The following is a 15,528-nucleotide window of genomic DNA, read 5'->3' as shown; positions in this document are numbered from 1 at the left end:
GAGCTGTATGAAAGGGAGTTTATTGATTGTTGGCAGAATCAGTATCACTCATTGTAAGATCAGAAAAAAGCTCTGTAATATGCCAATTGTTTTTACTTTGATCTTGCCTCAAAAAATACTGGTGTCCATCAATAGAGAATGGGATCTGGTATTGATAAAATGTGTCCCATTGCTCTAGGTATTCATTTTTTTGTTCAGCATTTCCACCTGGATATATATTGGATATAAAACAATAGTTATCTGCACTCCTTTGTCCGGCATAATAATAATCTTTTCCTATAGAATATGGGAAGGATGGATAATAATAATATAACCAAGTATTGTTATAATCCATTTTTCCTATCGTTCCATCTTCATTGAAATAATAAGTATGTTCATGTAGACCATTTTCGGTATGGACATATATATATTCTTTCCCTCCCATTGCAAAAAAGAATGTTGAGCCATAGAAATATTCCCAGCTGCTTTCTTTTATCGGCTCTTTCAACATCTTACCATAGGGAAGTATTTTATGTATAATATAAGGGTATTTATTTTCGCTGTTTTTATTTTTACTATGAAGGTAAATAAATTTCTCTTCGCCAATATTGTATGAAAAACCAACATCGTAACAACTATCCCAATAACCATGATCTGTTATTTCTATGTATCCTTTTTTATCTATTTTTGAAATCATCCAATAGGATTTGTAAGTGCTCTCAGACTTATTAATGAAATTTTTTGCAAAACAAAATATATATTGAGTTTCATCAATGACAAAAGGAAAGATTAAATCATAAAAGTTTATCCATATTTGTCCAGTAGATGTTTTTTCACCCTGCTTTCCCCCTTCATTTAGTTCATTCACAGTTACTAGATGATCACATTGATTCTGGCGAAAAAGATATTGTTGATTATTAATAGAGTAAGTAAATATTGTTCTAACATATATTTCATTTTCGGGTGAACAATCACTATAAACTGGTACTATTTTTGCTGCCATTACTATATTGGATATTTCGGAACATGATGTGTTACCAGATAATTTAGTTACGGTATAATATCCTTGATAAACATCACTTATGGTGAATTTTTGTATCTGAAATTGAATTTCATATACATTTGTATCTGTATCATTGACTACACGAGGATGTGAGGAGATTATTTCTCCATGGCTGTTGATTAGGTAACCGACTATTCTATCTCCGATTTTTTGGTTACCATAATCAGGAAGCTCCATTGTTATGTAGGGAGCTCCCATTGCTTTTTGAGCTGTTACATCTATTATTCCCGCCTCAGATTGAGGGTAGCTAGGCGATTTAAGTTTAAAGTTTGGCATATTTTTTATGTATTCATCTTATGTGTAAGGTTTCTGTATTAACAGTAAAAGATGTATGAAAATGCCATTTCAGATATTATTAATATAATTATTTTATTAACCCAATGGGAAATAAAATAAAGATAATTAAATCCCTTTGTTTTTTTTCGTCGCTTGCGACGGGGTAATTTATTATTGTTTTGTATATATTGAATTTTATTTTTATAGACAATAAAGTGTAAATAACCTGAAATTTAATGTTCAATTTTCTTATTCTGTTAATGTATTAATGTATTCAATAATAATTAAATAACTCAGATTTAGTTGAGTTGTAATTAATTATTATCTATTGATTGCGTTAAAAATTCAATTTTATTTTTTATCATATTAATATGTTATGGTGATGATATAATTCTATTAAATTTTGAATTTTATATAATTATTAATCATTAAATTGACCGGGTAGAACAGTATCTATATAGCCACCCCAATATTGACTGTATATTTTTTTCTCTCCATCCACTTTATAATATTCAAAGTAAATAGTACCATATTTACCTGTTGTATATGAATCATTATTTCCTATCAGGGAAATAGGAAGTGGTAGAATTCCTTGAGATGAGTTTCCTTGTTCTGCTTTAGGTATAGTTAGTCGGTAAGGTACATTTATAGGTGTTTTATTCGAGGAGTTAATATAAATATTTATATGTATATCATCACCAGGGTTCACTTTGTTAATATCGGTTGAGTCAGCTTCAATCACTAAATATATAGTGGCTCCATCATTGTTTTTTATATAATTAGAAATTTCGTCATAATTAATTAAATGACCATTTTTTATAATGTTATAAGGGTCTATGCCTGCACTAGAATATATATCAGGAAGAACAAATTTTCTATTGATATCGGTGTTTGGCTTGTTCTCTGAACCGCCATGGTATTTAACTAAAAGTTTATTGGAAAATTGACTGTTTGCTGATAGTTTTGCAATAGCATAGCTAAATTTACTCTTTGTTAATAAAGGAAATATCGAATATGGCAAAGTATATACATAGCTATTTAAATTTGTTAATTTCGAGAGTTTAGTATAAAGACCAGACTGAACTCCATTTACAAAAAATAGGATGTAATCAGATATTTCAGCATGATGATAAGATGGGATCTTTATATGAAATAATTTTTCATCTTTTTGAGGGGATAAATTTCCACCTTCTGATTCTAATATCATAGGAGAACGTAAATTATTACCATTGTTATCAACTTCTTCATTTAAAACAAATAAGGGATAAGATTGGAGGGTTGAATCTAATCCTTCTGCTTTACTAAAAAATGTCAATGTAACAGATCTAAGTAATTGAGGAAATGCATAAAAAACTAAACCACCATTCTCATCTGTAGTCAATTTAAACTGTTCATAATCATCAGAGTCATTGGTAATTTCTAATGTTTTCCATGTATTATCCATTAGTGCTAGCTGTGATAAACTTCCTTTATCATCTGATGATATTGTAACACTTAAATTAGGGATTCCATTTCCTTTTCCATCTTTTACTACTGTAGATACCATCGTTCTATTTTTATTATCTTGGCCTGGGTTATTTTGAGTAATAGGTGTTTTCATATAGAATTTATCTATAATTAACGTTAAACTTTCATCCTCTATGTCTTTAATTTTATATTTAAACGGTCTAGATGAATAGTCAGAATTGGTTGTTTCTATGGTAATTGACTGCTCTGTATATGCACCTGATTTTATATTCACTTGAATATTGTTAACCGAAGCCTTCTTTCTGTCACTGGGATCTATAATAACGGGTAAATCTTTTCCGTTAGGAATCGTTATCCAATCCCCCTCGTAAATTATAGATACCTTGTCATTTTTTGTGAACTCTTTTTCTCCTCCTGAAAAAGTGATATTTAAATGTAATGTCTGGTCCACAATCAAAGTTGAATTATTAGATAATACTGTACCATCTCGTGTTGTTATTGTTATTTCTCCAGCAGACATATGTATTCCTCTCTTTTATTTTACTACGTAAAGTAAAGTGTCTTTTATAGTCGCTAATGTAACAAATTTTTATTGAGCTTGTGATACATAATTAAATTTAATATTTCAAATAATTTGTAAATGTAGTTTGTTTGATTTTTATAGAGATAAAAGGTATTTCTTTTTTCTAATTAATTTAATGTTGCAACAATAAATTAATACATTCTACCTATGGGGAAGTTTTTATTATTAATCTCCAAAAAACTAGAAAGATAAGCAATTAATTTTTATATTACTAAGCTTCATCTTAAATAAATGATTAAATTATTATGATTTTATTGAATTCAAGTTATTTAAAAGTATCCTAGATATATAAAATAAATGCAATACTAATAATAAAGAAAACACTAAAAAACTTAATTTAATAATTATTAATATGGTAACTCGCATTTTTATCGGATTTATAGCTTTAATGTGATAGGGTTTTTATAAATAGGCTTCATGTTCAATATGTTAGTCTTATCAAATATAGTATTCATATTCAATAAAAGTGTCGATAACTCCATAGTATCTTTTGGAAACTTCGGAATAAACCAATATGTTGCAACTGTGTCGCTTAATCTGATTGAGTCATGTAAACTTTTCAAGTTCAACATATTGTATGAGTCGGATAGCATAATAGCTTTTTGTTATACGTGTTGAGAGAAAACTATATCAATTTTGATATGGTAACTTTGTTTAATCAGATTTTTCTGTTGAAAATAAAGGTTTTTTTTGGATACAGTGTTAATGAAAAGATATTTCTACCGCATCTGTCTGATCACTCCGGCTATCTTACTCATATTGTTCACCTCTTTATGGTTAGCCGACAAAATCTGGCCTTTGCCACTGAAAAACGCCCCCGCCGCATGCGTTGTGGTAGGCGCTGACGGTTCACCTTTATGGCGCTTTGCTGATAGCGAAGGGATCTGGCGTTATCCCGTGACTTTAGAGCAAGTTTCCCCTGAATATATTCAGGCTTTGTTAACCTATGAAGATCGCTGGTTTTACCAGCATCCGGGAGTGAATCCAGCTTCATTGTTACGGGCAGCTTGGCAGGATATCCGTGCCGGAAAAATCGTATCGGGGGGAAGCACGATCTCTATGCAGGTTGCCCGTTTGATTGATCCTCATTCGCGTACTTTTGGCGGAAAACTCAAACAGCTTTGGCGTACTCTGCAATTAGAGTGGCACTATTCGAAAGATGAGATTCTGGAGATGTATCTGAACCGGGCGCCATTTGGCGGTACTTTGCAGGGCATTGGTGCGGCAAGTTGGGCTTATCTGGGAAAATCGCCGTCAGATTTGTCATCCGGTGAAGCTGCGTTACTGGCAGTGTTACCGCAGGCTCCTAGTCGTTTAAGGCCGGATCGCTATCCTGAGCGGGCTCAGGCTGCCCGTGACAAGGTATTGCAGCGATTGAAGCAATATGGTGTCTGGTCAGCAGAAAAAGTAGCGGATATCGAGGAAGAAAATCTGTGGCTGGCTCCCCGTCAGGTTCCTCAGCTTGCCCCTCTTTTAGCAAGACGAATGGCTCTCAATCATCGGCAGGAAATCATCCGAACTACTATTGATACCGGTTTGCAGCGCCAACTGGAAGATATGGTGCTTAACTGGAAATATCAGTTAGCGGAAAAAACATCAATTGGTGTGCTGGTGGTCGATCATACGGATATGACAGTGAAGGCTTATATTGGCTCGGCGGACTTTCAGGATAACAGTCGTTTTGGTCATGTTGATATGGTCAGCGCATGGCGCTCTCCGGGTTCGACGTTAAAACCGTTTCTGTATGCAATGGCTTTGGATGATGGCCTGATCCATGCGGAATCTCTTTTACAGGATGTTCCCCGCCGTTTCGATAATTATCGGCCGGGAAATTTTGATAGTGGGTTTAATGGCCCGGTCAGCGCCAGTGAGGCACTGACTCGTTCACTAAATTTGCCGGTAGTACAGCTTCTCGAGGCCTATGGCGCGAAACGGTTTACTGCCAATTTGCGTAATGCAGGCATGACGCTGCGTTTCCCTCTGGGAAGTGAGCCGAATCTGGCGCTGATTCTGGGAGGAACTTCGGTTCGTATGGATCAGCTGGTTTCTGTTTATAGCGCGTTTGCCCGTCAGGGAAAAGTTTCTCCGTTACGCTTTACTTCACAGCAGGAACTGCGGGACAGACAGCTTTTTACTCCGGGAGCAGCCTGGATTGTCAGGCGGATTATGGCAGGAGAAAGCCGCCCGCTACCGGATAATGTCTTACCTGCCGAAGTGCCACTGGCATGGAAAACAGGCACGAGTTATGGCTATCGTGACGCATGGGCAATCGGTTTAAATGCCCGATATACCATCGGTGTCTGGGTCGGCAGACCAGACGGAACACCGGTAGCCGGGCAGTCTGGTTATGCGACTGCAATTCCTATCATGAATCAGATTCATGGGTTATTGATGGCTGGCTTGCACTATGGCTCGCAACCTATTCCTGTTGATCCGCGGCCGGAGAATGTCAGTCAGGCCGTTATTTGCTGGCCGAGTGGTACGGCATTCCGGTCGGAAAACAGCAATTGCCGTCAGCGCCGTTTAAGTTGGATTCTGGATAACACCATCCCGCCGACGCTGCCATCTACAGGGCAGGAATCTATTTCGGGTATCCATGAACAGATATGGATCGATAAAAACGGTTTGCGTGTTGCTGCGGATTGCCCTGATGCCCGACCCGAAACAATCGCTTTATGGCCTATTGCACTGGAAGCATGGCTGCCAGAAAAAGAGCGCCGTGTGAATCGGCTACCTCCAATTAATCCTCAATGCCCGCCAATGAAAGCAGATGACGCACCGTTATTGATTACCGGTATCCGAGAAGGGGATATTTTGACTCGCTTGCCCGGTAAACGGACGCTGGATCTGCGGGTAGCAACACAAGGCGGTCATGGTCAGCAATGGTGGTTTTTGAATGGTGAGCAGGTTACCGTGACTGAAAATAACCAGTCGTGGACGAAAACATTGTCACAGTCAGGAAAATATCAGCTTAGTGTTTTAGATCTGAGTGGGCAAATCAGCATAATCAATTTTGTATTAAAATGATTCGGTTACGATTTGTGGAGTAGGTCAAATATTTCGCTATAGACAAAAAATTAATCGTATTTTTTGTTTTAAAGTAAACTTATTGCTGTTCTGTTCGGAATATATTGAGATTTAAAGGTGTTGAGTCAGTCAGTGTCAATTTATCTAATAGGTGTAAATTAATTCAACCAGTGAGGAAATAAAGATGAAAGTTGTTTCATATGCTTTGTTGCTGGGGTTATTTTATGTACCCGTTTCTTTAGCAGATACATCAACAAAAGATATTGATAATAAAATAGTCATTAAAGAAGTGGTTAATCAGGGCGCATTGAAAAAATGCACACATTTATTACCTGAAGGGCATAAATATACCATTAGCATTATCGGCACTTCTGATAAGACAACAAAAGACAGTAATGAGCAGTTTAAAGGGCAATTTGAAGTTTCTGATGAAACTAAAAAACCATTAGATGAGAAAAGACAAGAGCAGGTTAAGCCTTTTATTCAGTGTGTGAAAGACACGGTTTTGTAACTGATACTGTTTAAATAATGATATAAAGCATTAAGTCAATGATCTTGGTCAGAATGCCTATGCGGGAAATTATCGTCTGCATAGGCATTTTTTTATAAAATGAATCAATAAGACAGTGCATATTGATAGAAAAGTAAGATATCTGAAATAGGGGTTAGTGCTGAAAATGTGTTTAACTCGTATTGTCTTTAATTGGTTTGTACTGCAAAAATGTGATTTGTGCTAAAAAATTATCATTTTCGCTAAGAATGTTTTAATAAAATGTTGTGTTTTTTGTAGGCAAGCCGAAAGTCTCCTCCTATAATCAACGCCTATTTTTATTCCTGTCAGGAAAACAGGATAAATTCTGTCCTTCTGTGTCATCAGGAGGAGCAAAAAATTAAAATGAATCATCGCTGAAAGTGCCAAAGGGGTTATCCAATGACGATTGAACGTACTTTTTCCATTATTAAACCTAATGCTGTGAAGAAAGATGCTATCGGTTCCATCTATGCTCGTTTTGAAAGTGCCGGTTTTAAAATCATCGCCGCTAAAATGCTGCATTTAACTCGTGAACAGGCTGAAGGTTTTTATGCCGAGCACAAAGGCCGCCCTTTCTTTGATGGTCTGGTAGAGTTCATGACATCCGGCCCAATCATGGTACAGGTTCTGGAAGGTGAAAATGCAGTTCAGCGTCACCGTGATCTGATGGGTGCAACTAACCCGGACAACGCGCTGGCCGGTACTCTGCGTGCTGATTATGCAGATAGCTTTACTGAAAATGCGGTACACGGCTCAGATTCCATTGAATCTGCAAACCGTGAAATTGCTTACTTCTTCAGTGATGATGAAGTTTTCTCTCGCAGCTGATATTCAATAAGTTTCGAGCCGCTTCAAAAAGGCGACCTGAAAGATGGTCGGGATGTTTAGTTCTCGTAGCATCTGAACAGTAAAGTTTGTACAATGTCGCGCCCCGCTGATTTGACTTAGCGGGGCGTTTATTATTTCATTTCAATAAACGATTAACGCTGGATATGTTTTCGCAAAAGAGAATATATATTGAGTTATGTTTATTGAATATGAAGTCTGTTTACTGAATCAGTAGCCACCGCATGAAAACTTAGTGCTGAAATACCATCAGCACAGAGCCGAAAGTGTAACAACGAGGCGATGTAACAATATGTCCCAGACAATGTCCCAACCTAATACAGCCGAACAATCTTCAACTTCTGCCACTTCTTTCACACCTGATAAGACTTTTACGCGGGATAAGACAAGCGGCAAAATTAATTTGCTTGATCTCAACCGCAAACAAATGCGTCAGTTTTTCATTGAAATGGGGGAAAAACCTTTTCGTGCCGATCAGGTCATGAAATGGATGTACCACTATTGCTATGACGACTTTGAGCAAATGACTGACATCAATAAAGTGCTCAGAGCAAAACTACAGCAGGTTGCTGAAATCAGAGCACCTGAAGTTGCAGAAGAACAGCGTTCTTCGGATGGTACTATCAAGTGGGCAATTACTGTTGGCGATCAACAGGTCGAAACAGTTTATATTCCGGAAGATGACCGGGCGACACTGTGTGTCTCATCTCAGGTAGGGTGTGCTTTAGAATGTAAGTTCTGCTCTACTGCCCAGCAGGGTTTTAACCGCAACCTGCGTGTTTCTGAAATTATTGGTCAGGTCTGGCGTGCCGCTAAAATTATTGGTTCGCTGAAATCCAGTGGTCGCCGTCCAATCACCAATGTGGTGATGATGGGCATGGGTGAGCCGTTGCTGAACCTGAACAATGTGGTACCGGCCATGGAAATCATGATGGATGATTTTGGATTTGGCCTGTCAAAACGTCGCGTAACCCTGTCTACATCCGGCGTAGTGCCTGCACTGGATAAACTGGGTGATATGATCGACGTCGCACTGGCAATTTCTCTCCATGCACCCACTGATGATGTCCGTGATGAAATTGTACCGATTAACCGTAAGTACAATATCGAAGAGTTTCTGGCGGGCGTCCGCCGCTATCTGACGAAGTCTAATGCTAATCAGGGGCGGGTGACGGTCGAGTATGTGATGCTCGATCACGTCAATGACAGCGTGGAACAGGCTCACCAATTAGCCGAGTGCCTGAAAGATACACCAAGTAAAATTAACCTGATCCCCTGGAACCCGTTCCCCGGAGCACCTTACGGGCGCAGCTCCAACAGCCGGATTGACCGTTTCTCCAAGGTACTGATGGGGTATGGCTTTACTACCATCGTGCGTAAAACGAGAGGCGATGATATCGATGCAGCCTGTGGGCAGCTGGCTGGCGATGTTATCGACAGAACCAAGCGGACAATGAGAAAACGTCTGGCAGGTGAACCTATTCAGGTAAAAACAGTCTAATTTTTTGTTCAATTCTTGTAATTGGCTAAAAATCTGGCGAAGTTTGACATATCCTTATAAATGAAAATGATATGATACGGAAATCAATAATTTGGTCTATAGTTTGTTTGAGTCTGGTAGCAGGTTGTGCGGAACACCCTCAAAGCCAGTCTCATCGTGCTGTTGCAGTAGATACCCGATTACAGTTAGGGAAGGCATATCTGGCAGAACGTAATTTATCGGCTGCCAGGTTTCATTTTCAGAAAGTTTTACTGGCTGAACCCCGTCATCCGCAAGCTCATTTGGGGATGGCGTTGCATGAACAATATGCGGGCCAGCCTGAATCCGCCGACCGTCACTACAGAATGGCAATGCAGTACGGGCCAGGAGATGATACTGTAATAGGTCATTATTACGTTTTTCTCTGTGAACAAAGACGGTATAAAGAAGCTAAAAATTTGGTCTCGGACAATTTGGTCACAGATAAGTTGGTTAGAAAGAGTAACACCGGCTTCTATACCCATTGCGGTGAATAATTGCAATAAGTAGGAGTTGTGACAAATGATTGCCTACGTTTTATGCAGTATGAAATGATTTCGCTACACAAGTTAAATTGTGTCTGATAGTCAATTAACTTGTGTGAATATTTTAACCTGAACAGTACCAGTGTCCTTAGATAATGAAGACTGAAACTCATCCAGAAGAAGCTAATCTGACAGCGGGTCAGATCTTGCGTCAGGCTCGTGAAAAACATGAGCTTTCTCAGCAGACTGTGGCAGATCGCTTGTGTCTTAAAGTGTCCACTGTTCGTGATATTGAAGAAGATAATATTCCTGACAATATCGTACCCACATTTTTTCGTGGTTATATTCGTGCTTATGCGAAACTTGTTCAGGTGCCTGAGTCTGAGATCTTAGCCAAGCTAGATGTACAGATGCAGCATAAGGCCGTAAAAACATCTCAGATGCAGAGCTTTTCTGCCCAAAAAATACGTAAGAAACGTGATGGCTGGCTAATGAAATTCACATGGCTTGTCATTATTGTGTTATTGGGTATGACGGGTGTGTGGTGGTGGCAGAATTACAATATTCAGCAAAAAGACTTGGTTTCAATGACAGAACAGTCTGATATACGAGCACAAAAGTCTGCCAGCGAACTGACGGATACTCAACCTGTGACAGCCAGTTCCACCTTAAATGCAACAGAAGAGCAATCTGGTACAGCTCAAACAGAGAAAAATGCACTAGTTCCATTAAATAGTGCCGCTACAGACAGTAAGGAGCCATTATCTTCCGGGGCTTCTTCATCAACTCAGACTAATTCAGTGCCACAGTCGGTTAGTCAGACGTTGACAACTTCTGGTAATACGGCTTCCACTGGTGTTGCTCCGGTAAATCAGGGAGCAGAGAATTCGGTTGCAACGAATATAACACCAGGCGCTGTGCCATCAACGAATCCTGTACCAACAAATCCCTTATCAACAACCGAAAATCAGTCCAGTGTCACGAACAGTAATGAATTGGCATTTAATTTCAAAGGCAGATGCTGGCTGGAAATTAAAGATGCCAACGGTAAGAAGTTGTTTAGTGGTACTAAAAGTAAGGGCGATAGCCTGAAATTATCAGGTGCTTTACCTTATTCACTTAATATCGGGGCACCTGCGCAGGTCGAGATAGAGTTTCAGGGAAAACGTGTGAATATGGATGCGTTTATTAAGAAAGGCACCAATGCCAGGCTGACACTGCCATAAGCGGATTTATGGCTTTGACTTTTTACTGGGCACATACTTTGAGACGAATGTTGAACTGGGGTTCAGGTTCGTCTATGTGTATTATTCACCACAGCATAGTTGTAATTTTTATAAATAAAATACAGGGATGTAGGGGAGTAATGTAAAAATGCATAATGAATCACCGATAACAAGACGTAAATCCACACGTATCTATGTCGGTAATGTACCTATTGGAGATAATGCACCTATTGCGGTGCAGTCAATGACGAACACACGGACAACAGATGTTGAAGCGACCGTTAATCAGATTAAATCGCTGGAGCGTGTAGGTGTTGATATTGTCCGTGTTTCGGTGCCAACCATGGATGCGGCGGAGGCCTTTAAACTCATCAAGCAGCAAGTCAATGTCCCGTTAGTTGCCGATATCCATTTTGATTACCGTATTGCATTAAAAGTTGCTGAATACGGTGTTGACTGTTTGCGTATTAATCCCGGAAATATTGGTAATGAAGAGCGAATCCGTCAGGTTGTAGATTGCGCCCGCCATCATAATATACCAATCCGTATTGGGGTTAATGGCGGTTCTTTGGAAAAAGATTTACAGGAAAAATATGGAGAGCCTACACCAGAAGCATTGGTGGAATCGGCTATGCGTCATGTGGATATTCTTGACCGCCTTAACTTTGATCAGTTCAAAGTCAGTGTTAAAGCATCTGACGTCTTTCTTGCTGTAGGTGCCTACCGTCTGCTGGCTCAGAAAATTGATCAGCCGCTGCATTTAGGCATTACCGAAGCAGGCGGTGCCCGTGCTGGTGCGGTGAAATCTTCAATCGGTTTGGGTATGCTGTTGTCCGAAGGTATTGGGGATACTTTGCGTATCTCTCTGGCGGCGGATCCGGTAGAAGAGGTTAAAGTTGGCTTTGATATTCTGAAAGCACTGCGCATTCGTTCAAGAGGCATCAATTTCATTGCCTGCCCGACCTGCTCTCGTCAGGAATTTGACGTTATCGGTACAGTAAATGCGCTTGAACAACGCCTTGAAGATTTGATCACACCGATGGATGTTTCCATCATCGGCTGTGTTGTTAATGGTCCCGGAGAAGCGGAAGTTTCTACATTGGGCGTGACCGGCGCAAAAACAAAAAGTGGTTTTTATGAAGATGGCGTCCGTCAGAAAGAACGTCTCAATAATAATGATTTGATTGACCAGCTTGAAGCGAAAATCCGGGCTAAGGCTGCGATCCTTGATGCCAGTAAACGGATCAGCATCAATCAGCTCGAAAAGTAAAATTCAATACCGGCTCATGTTATTTGAGTCGGTATTATTTTGTTTGCTGATTGAACCTTGAGAATATTCGCTTTTATAATCGACTCTATCGTAAAAATATTAATAAGAGATAAAACATGGCAAAAAACATTTCGGCTATTCGTGGCATGAACGACTGCCTTCCTGCTGAAACAGCGATTTGGCAACGTGTTGAATCTACAATAAAGCGTGTGCTGGCTGGTTATGGCTTCAGTGAAATCAGAACACCGATTGTAGAGCAGACCCCGTTATTCAAGCGGGCTATCGGGGAAGTGACTGATGTGGTCGAAAAAGAAATGTACACATTTAATGACCGCAACGGAGAAAGCCTGACACTGCGCCCGGAAAACACTGCTGGTTGTGTTCGTGCCGGTATCGAACATGGTCTGCTGTACAATCAGGAACAGCGTTTATGGTACATCGGCCAGATGTTCCGTTATGAGCGCCCGCAAAAAGGCCGTTATCGTCAGTTTCATCAATTGGGTGCTGAAGTGTTTGGTCTTCAGGGGCCGGATATTGATGCTGAAATGATCTTAATGACTGCGCGCTGGTGGCGTGAGTTGGGGATTGCTGAGCATGTGACACTCGAGTTGAATTCTATCGGCTCTCTGGAAGCCCGGGCAAATTATCGTGATGCTCTGGTTGCTTTCCTTGAGCAGCATAAAGATAAATTGGACGAAGATTGTCTTCGTCGCATGTATACTAACCCATTGCGTGTGCTGGATTCTAAAAATCCGGATGTTCAGGCACTTCTTAACGATGCTCCGGCTCTGTTTGATTATCTTGATGCAGAGTCAAAAGAACACTTTGACGGCCTGTGCCGGAATCTGGATGCTGCAGGTATTCAGTATCGTATCAACCAGCGTCTGGTACGCGGTCTTGATTATTATAACCGCACAGTTTTTGAATGGGTCACTTCTGCTTTAGGTGCGCAGGGTACTGTTTGTGCCGGTGGGCGTTATGATGGCCTGGTTGAGCAACTGGGTGGGAAATCAACACCTGCGGTCGGCTTTGCCATGGGCATGGAACGTATGATCCTATTGGTTCAGGAAGTAAATCCTGAATTTGTCGCTGACCTCACTGTTGCAGATGTTTACCTTTCTTCCTTCGGGGAAGGCAGCCAACAGGCAGCACTGATTCTGGCAGAGAAAATCCGTGATGAATTACCGGAATTACGCCTGATGACCAATCACGGCGGCGGTAACTTTAAGAAACAACTGGGGCGTGCCGGTAAGCACGGTGCCAAAATTGCCCTGCTCTTAGGGGAAGATGAAATTAGTACAGGTAATGTCACCGTGAAAGATTTACGCAATGGTGAGCAACAAACATTACCACAACAAACGATCGCAGCACGTTTGAGCGAACTGTTAGGCTAAGGAGAGACTCTGTGGAAGTCTATACCACTGAAACTGAACAAGTTGATGCAATAAAGCGTTTTCTCGTTAACAACGGTAAATATATTGCTGTTGGTTTAGTACTGGGGATTGGGGCAATTGTTGGTTGGCGTTACTGGCAATCTCATCAAACAAATCAGTTACAAGATACTGCAACGGCATTTGAGCAAATGAACCAGTCATTGGCATCAGGTTCGAAAGAAGGTATCGCGGCCGCAGAGAAATTCGCTAACGAAACGAATAATATCTACGGTGTGATGGCCGATATGGAACTGGCAAAACATGCGGCTGATAAGAATGATCTGGCGCAGGCAGAGAAATACTTGCTGACTGCTTCAGGTAAAGCTAAGGATCAGGATATGCAGGCTTTGTCTGATATTCGTCTGGCCCGCATGCAGTTAGCAGAAGATAAAACTGATGCTGCATTAAAAACGCTGGAGCAGGTAAAAAGCAAAGGATGGCAAATCATCGTTGAGAATATCCGGGGTGATATTCTGGCGAAGAAAGGCGATACAGCAGGTGCGCGTGAAGCATACTCCAGAGGGTTGGAATCTCAGGGAGCTCAGGCTTTGAAAGAGAGAATGCAAGTTAAACTAGATAATTTATCCAACTAAGGGAGCCAACTCTAATGCAACTGCGTAAAACACTTCTGGTTGGGCTGGTTGCTTCTGTTCTGCTGGCGGGTTGCTCAAGTGAACAGGATACAGTCATCATGTCCCCGCTGCCAAAGGTTGAAAACCAATTCAATCCTCACGTGGTGTGGGATAAGTCAGTTGGAAGTGGAGTTGGTCATTATTACTCTCACTTATCACCTGCATGGCAAGGTTCTGCTGTTTATGTTGCTGATCGCAATGGTATTATCAAATCATTTGATATAGATAGCGGCAAAGAGTTGTGGTCTACCGATCTGTCAGAGAAAGCAGGCTTTCTGTCGTCACGTTTGCCTGCGTTATTGTCCGGTGGTTTGACGGTATCAGGTGATCGTCTGTATGTTGGCACAGAGAAAGCCAAAGTTATCGCATTAGATGCTACAACCGGCAAAGTTGAGTGGGAAACTCAGGTTGCTGGTGAAGCGTTATCCCGTCCGGTGTTAAGTGATAATCTTATCCTTATTCATACCGGCAATGGGATGTTACAGGCATTGAATGAAAATGATGGCTCCATCGCGTGGTCCATCAATATGGATACGCCTCCGTTGTCCGTCCGTGGTGAGTCAGCTCCCGCTGTGGCATATGGTGCAGCGGTTGTTGGTGGTGATAATGGCCGCGTCAGTGCTGTTCTGCTTTCACAGGGGCAACTTATTTGGCAACAGCGTATCTCTCAGGTCACTGGTGCAACGGAAATTGATCGCCTGAATGATGTTGATATGACACCGGTCATTTCTGATAATGTCATTTATGCCATTGCTTATAATGGTAATCTGGTTGCAATGGATATGCGTTCTGGTCAGATTATCTGGAAACGTGATCTTGGTTCCGTCAACGATATGGTTGTAACTGACAACAATATTTTTGTTGTAGATCAGGATGATCGTATCTTATCCCTGCGTAAAAGTGATGGGGTAACAATCTGGTCCCAGAATGATTTGTTGCACCGTAATCTGACTGCACCGGAAATGTATAATGGCTATCTGGTTGTGGGTGATGGGGAAGGTTATCTGCACTGGTTGAATATGGAAGATGGTCAGTTTATGGCTCAGCATAAGGTTGATAGCTCAGGCTTGCTGAGTCGTCCGGTTATCGCCAGTGATAAGCTGATGGTGCAGGCAAGGAATGGTAAAGTTTACCTATATACGCGCTGATATACAGTAAATGTTTTAATGCGTTTTATCCGAACACGGCTC

Annotated in this window: 12 protein-coding genes; 10 read left to right on the top strand and 2 right to left on the bottom strand. The window is 40.7% G+C overall.

The annotated features are described in order from the left end of the window. Nucleotides 1–19: 19 nt before the first annotated feature. Together AAC855_RS01510 and AAC855_RS01505 are read right to left on the bottom strand one after the other, a co-directional pair. Nucleotides 20–1,318, bottom strand: a complete 1,299-nt coding sequence (locus AAC855_RS01510) for a hypothetical protein (RefSeq protein WP_340607878.1) — start codon at nucleotides 1,316–1,318, stop codon at nucleotides 20–22. 421 nt (nucleotides 1,319–1,739) lie between these two features. Beyond that, nucleotides 1,740–3,305, bottom strand: a complete 1,566-nt coding sequence (locus tag AAC855_RS01505; protein WP_340607877.1) for a hypothetical protein — start codon at nucleotides 3,303–3,305, stop codon at nucleotides 1,740–1,742. 768 nt (nucleotides 3,306–4,073) lie between these two features. Between AAC855_RS01505 and pbpC the strand changes: the two genes are divergently transcribed. From pbpC to bamB, 10 genes are all read left to right on the top strand, one after another. Next, on the top strand, nucleotides 4,074–6,395 hold the full coding sequence (gene pbpC / locus AAC855_RS01500) for a peptidoglycan glycosyltransferase PbpC (RefSeq protein WP_340607876.1): 2,322 nt from the start codon (nucleotides 4,074–4,076) through the stop codon (nucleotides 6,393–6,395). Between the two features lie 184 nt (nucleotides 6,396–6,579). After that, nucleotides 6,580–6,906 carry a hypothetical protein gene (locus AAC855_RS01495; protein WP_340607875.1) on the top strand — a complete coding sequence of 109 codons (327 nt, stop codon included), beginning with the start codon at nucleotides 6,580–6,582 and terminating at the stop codon, nucleotides 6,904–6,906. 420 nt (nucleotides 6,907–7,326) lie between these two features. After that, nucleotides 7,327–7,755, top strand: a complete 429-nt coding sequence (ndk, locus tag AAC855_RS01490) for a nucleoside-diphosphate kinase (protein WP_340607874.1) — start codon at nucleotides 7,327–7,329, stop codon at nucleotides 7,753–7,755. A gap of 322 nt (nucleotides 7,756–8,077) precedes the next feature. Then, on the top strand, nucleotides 8,078–9,274 hold the full coding sequence (gene rlmN / locus AAC855_RS01485; protein WP_340607915.1) for a dual-specificity RNA methyltransferase RlmN: 1,197 nt from the start codon (nucleotides 8,078–8,080) through the stop codon (nucleotides 9,272–9,274). A 71-nt stretch (nucleotides 9,275–9,345) separates the two neighbouring features. Continuing rightward, nucleotides 9,346–9,789, top strand: a complete 444-nt coding sequence (locus tag AAC855_RS01480) for a fimbrial assembly protein (protein ID WP_340607873.1) — start codon at nucleotides 9,346–9,348, stop codon at nucleotides 9,787–9,789. Between the two features lie 143 nt (nucleotides 9,790–9,932). Then, a complete protein-coding gene (rodZ, locus tag AAC855_RS01475; protein ID WP_340607872.1) occupies nucleotides 9,933–11,003 on the top strand; it encodes a cytoskeleton protein RodZ in 1,071 nt (356 codons plus the stop codon). 148 nt (nucleotides 11,004–11,151) lie between these two features. Continuing rightward, nucleotides 11,152–12,273, top strand: coding sequence for a flavodoxin-dependent (E)-4-hydroxy-3-methylbut-2-enyl-diphosphate synthase (gene ispG, locus AAC855_RS01470; RefSeq protein WP_099121859.1), 1,122 nt, complete (start codon nucleotides 11,152–11,154; stop codon nucleotides 12,271–12,273). 116 nt (nucleotides 12,274–12,389) lie between these two features. Beyond that, on the top strand, nucleotides 12,390–13,667 hold the full coding sequence (hisS, locus tag AAC855_RS01465; protein WP_340607871.1) for a histidine--tRNA ligase: 1,278 nt from the start codon (nucleotides 12,390–12,392) through the stop codon (nucleotides 13,665–13,667). Between the two features lie 11 nt (nucleotides 13,668–13,678). Next, complete coding sequence (locus AAC855_RS01460; RefSeq protein WP_340607870.1) at nucleotides 13,679–14,299, top strand: YfgM family protein; 621 nt, start codon at nucleotides 13,679–13,681, stop codon at nucleotides 14,297–14,299. Between the two features lie 14 nt (nucleotides 14,300–14,313). Then, nucleotides 14,314–15,486 carry an outer membrane protein assembly factor BamB gene (bamB, locus tag AAC855_RS01455; RefSeq protein ID WP_340607869.1) on the top strand — a complete coding sequence of 391 codons (1,173 nt, stop codon included), beginning with the start codon at nucleotides 14,314–14,316 and terminating at the stop codon, nucleotides 15,484–15,486. Nucleotides 15,487–15,528: the final 42 nt, after the last annotated feature.

This window comes from Xenorhabdus bharatensis (assembly GCF_037996705.1).
Lineage (GTDB): Bacteria > Pseudomonadota > Gammaproteobacteria > Enterobacterales > Enterobacteriaceae > Xenorhabdus > Xenorhabdus bharatensis.
The sequence above is the reverse complement of the archived record's forward strand: the minus strand, read 5'-3'. Positions and strand labels throughout refer to the sequence as shown.

Coding starts and splice junctions, on each gene's coding strand:
- ndk (WP_340607874.1), top strand. CDS start 7,327: ATGACGATTGAACGTACTTTTTCCATTATTAAACCTAATGCTGTGAAG.
- AAC855_RS01505 (WP_340607877.1), bottom strand. CDS start 3,305: ATGTCTGCTGGAGAAATAACAATAACAACACGAGATGGTACAGTATTA.
- rlmN (WP_340607915.1), top strand. CDS start 8,078: ATGTCCCAACCTAATACAGCCGAACAATCTTCAACTTCTGCCACTTCT.
- hisS (WP_340607871.1), top strand. CDS start 12,390: ATGGCAAAAAACATTTCGGCTATTCGTGGCATGAACGACTGCCTTCCT.
- AAC855_RS01480 (WP_340607873.1), top strand. CDS start 9,346: ATGATACGGAAATCAATAATTTGGTCTATAGTTTGTTTGAGTCTGGTA.
- bamB (WP_340607869.1), top strand. CDS start 14,314: ATGCAACTGCGTAAAACACTTCTGGTTGGGCTGGTTGCTTCTGTTCTG.
- rodZ (WP_340607872.1), top strand. CDS start 9,933: ATGAAGACTGAAACTCATCCAGAAGAAGCTAATCTGACAGCGGGTCAG.
- AAC855_RS01495 (WP_340607875.1), top strand. CDS start 6,580: ATGAAAGTTGTTTCATATGCTTTGTTGCTGGGGTTATTTTATGTACCC.
- pbpC (WP_340607876.1), top strand. CDS start 4,074: ATGAAAAGATATTTCTACCGCATCTGTCTGATCACTCCGGCTATCTTA.
- AAC855_RS01510 (WP_340607878.1), bottom strand. CDS start 1,318: ATGCCAAACTTTAAACTTAAATCGCCTAGCTACCCTCAATCTGAGGCG.
- ispG (WP_099121859.1), top strand. CDS start 11,152: ATGCATAATGAATCACCGATAACAAGACGTAAATCCACACGTATCTAT.